Below are 10,975 nucleotides of genomic sequence, written 5' to 3'. Positions count from 1 at the left end.
ATTCATGGATTTCGGCCGTTGTCGGCGGCAGGAAGGCGAGCAGCCGGGACGAGCCGACGATGACCTCCGCCGTCTCGATGGCGTGGCGGGCCTTGAGGCTTAGGCCGTCCCAGCCATCCTCGCCCATGCCTGTGATGGTGAGCCACCTGCTCATGCCGCACCGCGCGTGAGGGCATTGATGGCGGCGGCGGCCATGGCGGAGCCACCCTTGCGGCCAAGCAGCGTGGCGTAAGCTATGCCGCGCGGGTTGGCGTGAAGCTCGTCCTTCGATTCCGCCGCTCCGACGAAGCCAACTGGGAATGCCGCAATGGCAGCAGGTTTCGGCGCGCCCCTGTCGATCATCTCGAGCAGGGCGAACAGCGCGGTTGGCGCATTGCCGATCACCACGACCGCGCCCTCCATATGATCCCCCCAGAGGTCCACGGCGGCCGCGGAGCGGGTGTTGCCGGTGGCAAGGCCGATCTCGCGCGCCTTGGGGTCATTCAGCGTGCAGATGACGGTGAGTTGCTTGTCGATGATGCCGTGGCGGACCATTTCGGCATCGACCAGCACGGGCTTGCCCGCAGCCAGAGCAGCTGAGGCAGCCGGCACAAAATCCGGCGAGATGTGGAGGTCAGCCACAATCTCCGGCATGCCGCAGGCGTGGATGATGCGCGTGGCCACGGGTTCGGCATCCGGCGGCAGGCTCGAGAAATCCGTCTCGGCACGGATGATCTCGAAGGAACGCTGGTAGATGGCGGCGGGGTCGCGCAGGTAGGGCGTCACTTCTTCAGCATGCTCCGGGGGCCCAGCGGATGGTCGGCATGGGGGTAAATGGCATGGGTGTGGCCGTGGTCATGGTCATGATCGTGGCCGTGCTCATGTCCGTGCTCGTCACCATGATGGTGATGGTGCGCGGGGCCCGCGAGGATCTTGGATGGGTCGATGGCCAGCACCGCGTCCTTCTTCTTTTTCTTCGGCATGGTCTTGCACATGGAGTTGCACACGCCGTCACAATATTCGCAGTCTTCCGCCGTGCCGATGCCTTCGACGTGGTGGTGATGGCTCTCCTGCACCGCACCCACTTCCGCCTCGAAGCCCAGCACCTGCGTGCGGTACTTGCACATCTGGCAGTTCATCGCGATGTCGCCGGTGAGGATCTGCTCGATCCGCTCCTGGAAGGTGGCGATCACCTGCGGATGATCGTTGAGGTAGGGGGCCTTGATGAACTCGATGTCCGGATGGCGCGCGGCCACCGCGTCCGTTGCGGCATAGATGCGGTCCACCAGGATTCCGGTGAACAGGAAATAGGGGAAGACGACGACGCGCTTGTAGCCGAGCCTGGCCGTATGCTCGAGGGCGGGTTCGACGAGCGGGAAGGTGACGCCGGAATAGGCCGTCTCCGCCCAGCCGAAGCCGAAGCCCTCCCAGAGGAGGCGCGTGACCTTGGAGACGTTGGAATTGGCATCGGGGTCGGAGGCACCACGGCCCACCACCACGAGCAGCGTGTCATGCTTGGCGATGCGGTCTCCCGCCTTGTCGAGTGCTTCCTGCACGCGGTCTGCTGCCGCGCGCATCATCTTGGGGTCGATGCCCAGTTCCTTGCCGTAGTCGATCTTGAGATCATTGGCGGCGGAATAGGTGTTGAGCACGGACGGAATGTCGTTCTTGGCGTGGCCCGCGGCAAACAGCATGCCGGGCACGGCCAGCACGCGGGTGACACCTTGCGCCTTCAGGCTGTCGAGGCCAGTGCGGATGATGGGAGTGGCGAATTCGAGATAGCCATATTCGACCGGATATTGCGGCAAGCGGGCCTTGAGGTGTTCGGAGAGCACGGCGAATTCCCGCACCGCATCCTTGTCGCGGCTGCCGTGGCCGCACAGCATCACACCCAGTTTTTCCGCCATTATCCTGCCTTCCATGCATCACGCGCCCCCGGGCGAGGCCCGGTCTGGAAGACAGCTCCGGCATTGGCCCCGCTGTTGGGTCGGCCGCACCGGAATTTGCTCTCAGTCCCGTCTCTGGGGACGCTGTGGAGGCCGGTTCTAGACCGGGGGTGAGGTGGCGACAAGCACGTTTGCGGCATCCTTTCCCCTTCTCCCGTCCGTAGGATGGGAGAAGGTGGCCGAAGGCCGGATGAGGGCTCTGTCAGGCTGCACGGCTCGCGGAGAGAAGCCCTCATCCGCCCTGTCGGGCACCTTCTCCCATTGCGTGCCGCAACGGGAGAAGGGACATGTCACTAAAACTCGATCCCGGCCTGCGCCTTAACCCCGGAGCGGAAGGGGTGCTTCACTTGCTCCATCTCGGTGACGAGGTCGGCGATCTCGATCAGCTCGTCCTTGGCGTTGCGCCCCGTCACGATCACGTGCTTGTCCGTGGGCTTGTTCTTCAGCACGTCCAGCACTTCGGCCAGCGGCAGGTAATCATAGCGCAGCACGATGTTGAGCTCATCCAGCAGCACCATCTTGTAGGCCGGGTCGGCGATCATCTTCTTGGCCTCTTCCCAGGCGGCGCGCGAGTGGGCGATGTCGCGCTCGCGGTCCTGCGTTTCCCAGGTGAAGCCTTCGCCCATGGCCTTGATGGTGACAAGTTCGGGGAACTTCTCCAGCACCGTGCGCTCGCCCGTGCCCCAGGCGCCTTTGACGAACTGGATGACGCCGGACTTCATGCCGTGGCCCACGCAGCGGAACACCATGCCGAAGGCCGCCGTGGACTTGCCCTTGCCCTTACCGGTGTGGACGATGAGCAGACCCTTCTCGATGGTCTTGCCCGCCATGATCTTGTCGCGCGCGGCCTTCTTCTTGGCCATCTTCTCATGGTGGCGGGCGTTGTCGTGGTCAGGGGTTTCGTCGGTCATCGTGAAAGCTCCTCGAGAAGATGATGGGCCGAGTTGAGGCGCGGCGTCCAGAGGCCGCGCGCTGCGGCCTCGCGGAAGCGCTCCGCGATTTCCTTCAGGGCGGCGGGGTTGTTGGCGGAAATGAAGTGCTGCGTCTCCTCGTCCGCGATGAAGGCATCGAAGGCCAGGTCGAAGTGGTGCGTGCGCACCGCGCCCGTGGTGGCGGCGAAGGCGAACATGTAGTCCACGGTTGCCGCAATCTCGAAAGCACCCTTATAGCCGTGGCGCTTGACCCCAGAGATCCATTTCGGATTGACGACGCGCGAGCGCATGACGCGGCCCACTTCTTCTTCCAGCGTGCGGATCACCGGGCGCTCGGGGCGTGAATGGTCATTGTGGTAGACGCGCGGGCGGCTGCCGGAGGCCTGCTCCACCGCGGCACTCATGCCGCCCTCGAACTGGTAGTAGTCGTCCGAGTCGAGCAGGTCATGCTCGCGGTTGTCCTGGTTGTGCACCACGGCCTCGATGCGGCGCAGGCGCTCGGTGAAGCTCCGCTCGTCATTGAGGCCTTCTGCCTTCGCGCCATAAGCATAAGCACCCCAGGTCACATAGGCGGCGGCGAGGTCGGCGCGGTCCGTCCAGATCTTCTCGTCGATCAGCGCCTGCAGGCCCGCGCCATAGGCCTCGGGCTTCGACCCAAAAATCCGGTGCCCGGACATGAGGCGGGCGACATCCGCCGCGATGCCGGAGGCTGCCAGCGTTGCGGCCTCTGCACGCATGCGGGCGGCAAGCGGATTGTCGTCGTCATCCTCGTCCAGCGCACCCACGGCGCGGATGGCCTTGTCGAGGAGTTCGATCTGCGCGGGGAAGGCATCACGGAAAAACCCCGAGATGCGGAGTGTCACGTCCACGCGCGGCCGGCCGAGTTTCGCCAGCGGGATGATCTCGAAGCCGGTGATACGCCAGCTTGACGGCTCCCACACAGGCTGCGCGCCGATCAGTGCCAGGGCCTGGGCAATGTCGTCCCCGCCCGTGCGCATGTTGGAGGTGCCCCAGGCGGAGAGGCCGAGCGCCTGCGGATAATGCCCGAAGTCCTGGAAGTGGCGGAGCAGCAGGTCCTCCGCCGATTTGCGGCCGAGGTTCCATGCGGTGGGTGTGGGAACCGTGCGGTTGTCGAGCGAATAGAAGTTGCGGCCCGTCGGCAACACATCCAGCCGCCCGCGTGTGGGGGCACCTGAGGAACCGGGAGCAACGAAGCGGCCAGCGAGGCCCTTGAGCAGCGAGGCGATCTCGTTTGGTCCGCAGCAGCGGAGGGTGGGGCGGATGTGGGAGTCGATGTGAGTCAACACGGCTTGCGTGTTGGTGAAGCCATCAGGGCAGGGTGTGCCTGAGAGGAGCGCAGTGGCAAACAGTTCCAGCCGTTCGACCGTGTCGCCATTGGTGCGCCAGGGTTCTGCTGCGGCGAGTTGTTTCGGCTGCGCTCCGGTCCAGGGCTCTGCCATGTTGCAGGTGAGTGGGTCGAAATCAGTGAAGCCGAAATCAAGGGCGAGCGCGCGGATCAGAGACTGGTCGCCCCCTTCGCCCAGCCCACGCGGAACGCGCGTGAGAGCCGCAAGCAGGTCGGTTTCGAGGCGGCCTTCGGGCGACTGGCCGAGAATATGCAGGCCATCGCGGATCTGTGCTTCCTTGAGATCACAGAGGAAGGAGTCAAGCCGCTGCAGGTCTACGTCCTCATCTCCCGTGAAGCCTGCGTCGAGGTCGAGCCGGGACGATTTGGTGAGGTCGAGGATGTCGCGGCGGAGCGAGTCCCGCCGCCGGGTGTCGAGGCCGGAGGCGAGGTAGTATTCATCGACGAGCGCTTCGAGGTCCTTGAGCGGCCCATAGGTTTCGGCGCGCGTCAGCGGCGGCGTGAGGTGGTCGATGATGACGGCACCGGTGCGGCGCTTGGCTTGCGTTCCCTCGCCGGGGTCATTGACGATGAAGGGATAGAGTTGCGGCAGGGGGCCGAGTGCAATCTCGGGCAGGCATTCAGGCGAGAGCGCATTGGCCTTGCCTGGCAGCCACTCGAGATTGCCGTGCTTGCCGTTGTGGATCACGGCATGGGCCTGGAACTGATGCTGTAGCCAGAAATAGAAGGCGAGATAGCCGTGCGGGGGCAAGAGGGCGGGGTCGTGGTAGGTGGATTTCGGATCGATATTGTAGCCGCGTGCCGGCTGGATGGCGACCGCAGCATTGCCACAGAGGCGGATGGGGAGATGGAAGGCATCACCCGTGAAGAATGGATCAGAAGAGGGATCGCCCCAGCGTTCGGTGATCCGTGTGCGGATGGAGTTGGGCAGTGTGGCGAAATGCTTCGTGTAATCTGCCAGCGAAAAGGATCGCCGGGTCAAGCCCGGCGAAGGTGAGTTCTCCAGAGTCTCACGATGCACGGGCTTGACCCGGGCATCCTTTGCATTCGTCGGACCACGCTGCAGCTCTTCGATGATGCCATTGCCCGTCTCCGGGAAATCTCCAACAGCATAGCTCTCACCCTGCATCGCCTGCAGGATCGCCACCGTGCTGGCGGGCGTGTCGTAGCCGACGCCATTGGCGATGCGCCCATCCTTGTTGGGGTAGTTGGCGAGGATGATCGCCACCTTGCGCTCAGAAGCTGGTGTGCGCCGCAGCCTCAGCCAGTTCATGGCGAGGTCGGCCACGAACTCCACCCGGTCCGGCACCGGCTTGTAGGTGACGATCCTGCACTGCGTGCCCTCATGCCACAGGCTGTCCGCCTTGAAGGAGATGGCGCGGGACATGATGCGGCCGTCGAGTTCGGGTAGCACGACGTTCATGGCGAGGTCGCGGGCGTTGAGGCCCTGGGCGCTTTCCCGCCAGCTTTCTTCAGACGAGCCAGAGAGGACAACCTGCAGCACGGGGCAGTCGTGGGCGGCCAGCGGATCGCTGCTGCCGCCGGAGGCGACAGCAAAGCTGGTGGCGTTGAGAATGATGTCCGGCGCGCCGATGCCCTGCATGAGCACATCGACCGATGCGCGGTCCTTGAGGCTTGCGACGTAGAAGGCGCGCGTGCCGATGCCGCGGTTGAAAAGCGCTTCCACCAGCGCATCAATGGGAGCCGTCTGCGCACCCTCGAGAACCGAGCGGTAGAAGACCAGGGCGGCGAGTGGCTGGCCGTCTTCCGACGTATCGCGGTAAAGGCCAGCCTTGGGAAGTTCGCGCGCGGGGGCGGGGGCTTCAATGCCCTCCAGCAGATGGCGGCAATAGGCGAGGAAGGCGGTTGCGTTCTCAGCCCCGCCTGTCACCAGATATTGCCTCAGGCGCTCGCAGTGATGTGGGGCGAGGGTGGAGCGTCGCGTGAGGTCCGGGTCTGGTTGCGCGTCACCGGGTAGCACGCAGAGCAGGATGCCGCGCTCCTCTGCCATGGCCTGCAGCTGGTCGAGGCCATAGGACCAGTAGCTGGCACCGCCCAGGATGCGGAGGATGATGAGCTTCGCATGCGCCAGCGTCTTCTCGATATAGAGATCCACCGAGAGCGGGTGCTGCAGCTGCAGCAGGTTCGACAGCCGCAGCGGGCAGGGCGACTGGTCATGCGCGCGGGCGAGTGAGGCGAGCTCACTGTCGGCGGCGGAGAGCACCACGATGTCGGCGGGCGGCTGGGCGAGGTCGATGGCCTCGGCGGCGCCGTCGATCACGCCCGATGTCGTGGCGAGGAGATGCATCAGCCTCGCAGCAGGCCGGTGATGGCCTCGCGGTCCATGTGCTTCTCGCCGATCACCACCAGTTCCGTGCCGCGCCGCTCACCGGTTTTCCACGGACGGTCGAAATAGCTGTTGAGGCGCGGGCCCACGGCCTGAACCAGAAGCCGCGCGGGCGAGCCCGTGACGTCCACGAAGCCCTTGATGCGCAGCACGTCATGGGCGGCAATTGTCTGCTCGAGGCGCTTCAGCATGGCTGCCTTGTCCGCCACTTCGCCCAAGCTGACGATGAAGGTGACGAAATCATCATGGTCATGCTGCTCCTCGCCTTCCATCTCATGGTGCGAGAGGCGGTTGTGCAAATCGTCCTCGGCGGAGGCGCCGACGCCGAGCAGTGCCGCGACTTCGATCTCGCCATGACGGGTGGGAACGAGGCGGGTTCCGGCGCGCACCCTCGTCTTGAGGTCGGCCGCCACTGCCGCGTGTTCGCCGCCCTCCAGCAGATCGGTCTTGTTGAGGATCACCATGTCGGCGCAGTTGAGCTGATCCTCGAAGAGTTCCTCGATCGGGTTCTCATGGTCGAGGTTCGGGTCCGCCGCGCGCTGGGCGGCCACCGCCTCCTCGTCATCGGCGAAGCGGCCCTCGGCCAGCGCCTTGGCATCAACGACGGTGACGACGCCATCGACGGTGACGCGTGACTTGATCTCCGGCCAGTTGAAGGCGCGCACCAGCGGCTGGGGCAGCGCGAGGCCGGAGGTCTCGATCACGATGTGTTGGGGCGGGTCCGGCCGGTCCAGCAGTTTCCGCATGGTGGGCACGAAGTCATCCGCAACCGTGCAGCAGATGCAGCCATTGGCGAGTTCGATCACGTCCTCGTCGCGGCAGGCTTCAACGCCGCAGCCGCGCAGGATCTCGCCGTCAACGCCCACGTCACCAAATTCGTTGATGATGAGGGCGATGCGGCGGCCATCGGCATTCTGCAGCATGTTGCGGATCAGCGTCGTCTTGCCCGCACCGAGGAAGCCGGTGATGACGGTAGCGGGAATCTTCTGGCTCATGTGGCGTAGATGTCCTTTGCGGTGCGGTTGAGGGCGAGCCCGAGGAACTGCCCGATGAGCACCCAGAATATGGCGTTGGCGGCGATGGCATTGGCGGCGAAGGAGGCGGCAAGCCCCGGCGGCACAGCGCTTTCGCTGTCAACGGCCCCTGGAGCGCCGATGAGGTGCGGAAGGCCGATCAGCACGATGGCCAGCGCGATGGCCCAGGCCTCACCCCGCGTGGCGATGAGGAAAATGCCGGCGGCGGTGGCGGCGATGGTGCCGATCCACCACACCTGGCGCGCCAGTAAGTCGCCTGCGGGCATGCCCGGAAGCTCCGGCGGCAGGCCCATGGCAGGGGCGAGTGTGACCGCAAGGAATCCGCACAGCCCCCACACCAGTCCGTTCTGTGGCGTGATGGGAAGTCCCGAGATGAGGGAGATTGCGGCCAGCACGGCGGCAAAGCCAGCGCCCGCCATCACGGCGGTGAGGGTGGTGGCCAGCGTCCGCTGCCAGCCATCAGCTGGCGCCCAGCCCTCGCCGTGGTCATGCGCGTGGCCGTGATCGTGATCCGCGTGGCTGTGGGCTTCGCTGCCGGCGCCAGCCTCCGGCGCCGCATGGGCATGGCCGGCCGCGCCAGCTGCCTCGAAGTTTTCAGCCGCGATGATGAATGGCGTCAGCCGAAGGTGCTGGATGGCGCCCATGATGAAACCTGCCGCGATCCCTGCCAGGAGCGCGGCGAGAACGACTCGCCCGATCATGTGAGTGGCCTTCTGCTCAGTGGCAGGGGAAGCCGATGGCGTGGCGCGTGTCATGCGCGGTGTTGTGCGCCACCGCCATGCTCGACAGGCCCACCGCGAAGGTCAGCGTCGCGCCGATGAACAGCAATGCCAGGCCCGCGGCGAGGCGCTTCGAGGCGGAAACAGTGGAAGTAGAAGAAATACGAGCGGTCATGAACACCCTCCGTGGTGACCAGTTAAGTTCCTGCGTGTGGCAGGTCTCCTGACTTGCGGGTCACCGAGTTTCGGCGGCCTTCCCGGTTTCCCAGTGGCCATAAGCGCCGAAGCCCTCTCCGCTCACAGTTGCGGGGGCAGTCACGGATTCAGCCCCGATTGGGTCGTCCTCACCGTGTTCCCTGTTAGGCCCGCCATCCGTCTGGCTGGCGGGCACCACACACTGGCATTAGTGACAGGACGTGCGGCATTCGTCAACTCGCGAAGACGCCACCCTGTCGTCCGGAAACGACACAGGCCGGCACGCGGATTAACCGGTTCTCAACGCTCTTTCGCACTTCCGGAAAGACGTTCTTAACCCTGAAAGACCAAGATCAACAATCATGAGGTTCCCCACAGTACTTCTCGCATCGGTCTGTTCCGTGTTTCTTGCTGCAAGTGCGGCGGCGCCCGGGGCTGTGGCCGGCACACCTGAAAATCAGCTCGTCGCTGAGGCCTATGCGGCGCTGCAGTCCGGTGATCCGGCCTTCGCGGTGACGGCCTACAGCAAGGCGATCGAGTCCCGCGCGCTGGAGCCGGAGGTTCTGGCAAATGCGCTGCTCAACCGGGGCCTGGCCTACCAGCGGCTCAACGAGCATGCCTTCGCCGTCGACGACTATACGGCCGCCCTGCGGATCGACGCCATGTCCGGCAAGCTCCGGGCGCTGGCGCTCTACAACCGCGGCCTCTCATACCAGCGGCTGCAGCGCGCCTCGCTCGCCATGGAAGACTTCACCTCGGCGCTGTTCCTCGACGGGCAGTTCAGCCACGCCTATTTCAGCCGCGGCACCTTGCTGCGCGATGGTGGCCAGCATCTGTTCGCGCTCGCCGATTTCGACAAGGCGCTGCGCTTCGACTACCCGGATCCGGCGCGCGTCTATGTGGCCCAGTCCGCAACCTACGAAAAGCTGCAGCGCTTGCCTGAGGCACGCGAGGCGCTGAACAAGGCGCTCGCCGCCAAGCCGGGTTATGAGCCCGCTCTCAAGCGGCTGGCGGTGCTCGACGGTGAGCGAGGCCCGGATGTTGCCCTGGCGGACACCATGCAGACCGCCACAGTGACGCCCGCCGCGACCACGCTTCCTGCCGCCGCCGCGCCCTCAGCCCTGCTGATGGGGGGCAATGATGCGGCCGCGGAGCCGTCCTCCGGCAAGCTCTTCACCGACCGGGTTCCCCAGGCGCAGGTCGAGCAAGTGGCCGCCGTGTCAACCTCCAAGGCCGAGGAGAAGATCCTCGCCGTCGAAGACGTGCCCGAGGAGCAGCCTGCCGCTGCCGCGGAAACCCAATTGGCCGCGGTGGCTGAACAGCCTGCAGCTGAAGAGCCCGCGGCTGAAGAGCCTGCCGAGGAGCGCAAGATCACCGGTTGGTCTGTCCAGATCGCCTCTGCCACCAGTGAGGATGCAGCCTGGTCCACATGGAACAACATGAAGAAGCGCCACAAAGTGCTCGCCAGCAAGGAACCGGTGGTGGTGCGGGCTGATCTTGGAACCAAGGGTATCTTCTATCGCGTGCGCCTGATCGGCTTCGAGACGCAGGGCGCTGCCGGCAGCGAATGCTCCAAGCTGAAGGCCCGCGGCGTTAAGTGTTTCATCAGCAAGGCCGCGTCCTGACCGTCTGGTCCTGAGATCCGGGTTTCACCCGAGGGTTGGCGCTAACAGCCTGTTAAAGGTTGTTCGCTTACCTATCGGCATGTCCATGATCTTTGACTTCCAGAAGCTGATGCAAGCCTCGAACGACGACAATGATCTTGCCGACCAGTACATGCCGCGCAGGCCTGCCCTGGCGGGTCCTGGTTCGGGTGCGCCATCATTCCTCCCCCAAGGCGGCGAGTGCCTCCTGAGGCTCGTCGAGGCCGCACATGCCGCGCTGCGCGCCGAGCTCATCGCACGCATCCATGTGCAGCCCCCGGCCTTCTTTGAGCGCCTGGTGATTGATGTGCTGCTCTCCATGGGATATGGCGCGGAACGCAGCGACACGGCGCAGCGCCTGGGCCGGTCGGGTGATGGCGGCATCGATGGCGTGATCACGCTGGACGAGCTGGGCTTCGACCTCATTTACATTCAGGCCAAGCGCCTCAAGCCTGGCGTTGCCGTTCCCATCTCCGACATCCGGGATTTCGCAGGCAGCCTCGAATCGCGCCAGGCATCAAAGGGCGTGTTCGTGACCACGACGCATTTCTCGCCAGGTGCCGCGGAATTCTGCTCGCGGCTCAGCCGCCGCGTGGTGCTGATCGACGGCAACCGCCTCGTCGACATCATGCTGCGCTACAACATCGGGGTCGAGGTGCAGCAATGCATCGTGCTCAAGGGTGTGGACGGCGGCTATTTCGCGTCCGCAGTCCCGGGCCTCGCGCGGGACGCCGGGGGCTGAAGCATGATCCGCAAAAGTGGACACCACTTTTGCGATAAGATCATGCTCCGGAATGCTCGGCTAGTGGATTGG

9 protein-coding genes and 1 riboswitch are annotated in these 10,975 nt (G+C 65.0%); of the genes, 2 read left to right on the top strand and 7 right to left on the bottom strand.

Annotated features, from left to right (window positions below; translation table 11 throughout):
- Window positions 1-150: 150 nt before the first annotated feature.
- From ACILRA_RS12910 to ACILRA_RS12880, 7 genes are all read right to left on the bottom strand, one after another.
- Entirely contained in the window at window positions 151-765 is a 615-nt protein-coding gene (locus tag ACILRA_RS12910) for a precorrin-8X methylmutase (protein WP_395662505.1), read from the bottom strand.
- Complete coding sequence (locus ACILRA_RS12905) at window positions 762-1,886, bottom strand: sirohydrochlorin chelatase (RefSeq protein ID WP_395662504.1); 1,125 nt, start codon at window positions 1,884-1,886, stop codon at window positions 762-764. The genes ACILRA_RS12910 and ACILRA_RS12905 overlap by 4 nt, the downstream gene beginning before the upstream one ends.
- Window positions 1,887-2,218: 332 nt before the next feature.
- Window positions 2,219-2,836 carry a cob(I)yrinic acid a,c-diamide adenosyltransferase gene (gene cobO, locus ACILRA_RS12900; protein WP_395662503.1) on the bottom strand — a complete coding sequence of 206 codons (618 nt, stop codon included), beginning with the start codon at window positions 2,834-2,836 and terminating at the stop codon, window positions 2,219-2,221.
- Window positions 2,833-6,531 (bottom strand): cobaltochelatase subunit CobN, encoded by a 3,699-nt coding sequence (gene cobN, locus ACILRA_RS12895; protein ID WP_395662502.1) that lies wholly within the window; start codon window positions 6,529-6,531, stop codon window positions 2,833-2,835. Before cobN ends, cobO begins: the two co-directional genes overlap by 4 nt.
- Window positions 6,531-7,565 carry a cobalamin biosynthesis protein CobW gene (gene cobW / locus ACILRA_RS12890; RefSeq protein ID WP_395662501.1) on the bottom strand — a complete coding sequence of 345 codons (1,035 nt, stop codon included), beginning with the start codon at window positions 7,563-7,565 and terminating at the stop codon, window positions 6,531-6,533. Before cobW ends, cobN begins: the two co-directional genes overlap by 1 nt.
- Window positions 7,562-8,305, bottom strand: a complete 744-nt coding sequence (locus ACILRA_RS12885) for a CbtA family protein (protein WP_395662500.1) — start codon at window positions 8,303-8,305, stop codon at window positions 7,562-7,564. The genes cobW and ACILRA_RS12885 overlap by 4 nt, the downstream gene beginning before the upstream one ends.
- Before the next feature lie 16 nt (window positions 8,306-8,321).
- The gene (locus tag ACILRA_RS12880) at window positions 8,322-8,498 is read right to left on the bottom strand and encodes a CbtB-domain containing protein (protein WP_395662499.1); all 177 of its coding nucleotides are present in this window, start codon (window positions 8,496-8,498) and stop codon (window positions 8,322-8,324) included.
- A 20-nt stretch (window positions 8,499-8,518) separates the two neighbouring features.
- Window positions 8,519-8,733: riboswitch (cobalamin riboswitch) on the bottom strand.
- Between the two features lie 147 nt (window positions 8,734-8,880).
- On the opposite strand from ACILRA_RS12880, the gene ACILRA_RS12875 reads away from it, so the two are divergent.
- Window positions 8,881-10,143 carry an SPOR domain-containing protein gene (locus ACILRA_RS12875; RefSeq protein WP_395662498.1) on the top strand — a complete coding sequence of 421 codons (1,263 nt, stop codon included), beginning with the start codon at window positions 8,881-8,883 and terminating at the stop codon, window positions 10,141-10,143.
- 79 nt (window positions 10,144-10,222) lie between these two features.
- Window positions 10,223-10,903 (top strand): restriction endonuclease, encoded by a 681-nt coding sequence (locus ACILRA_RS12870; RefSeq protein ID WP_395662497.1) that lies wholly within the window; start codon window positions 10,223-10,225, stop codon window positions 10,901-10,903.
- The last annotated feature ends 72 nt before the right edge of the window (window positions 10,904-10,975 follow it).

Source organism: Aestuariivirga sp. (genome assembly GCF_044239095.1).
In the GTDB taxonomy this organism is placed as follows: domain Bacteria; phylum Pseudomonadota; class Alphaproteobacteria; order Rhizobiales; family Aestuariivirgaceae; genus Aestuariivirga.
This window is presented reverse-complemented; position numbering and strand designations above follow the sequence as displayed.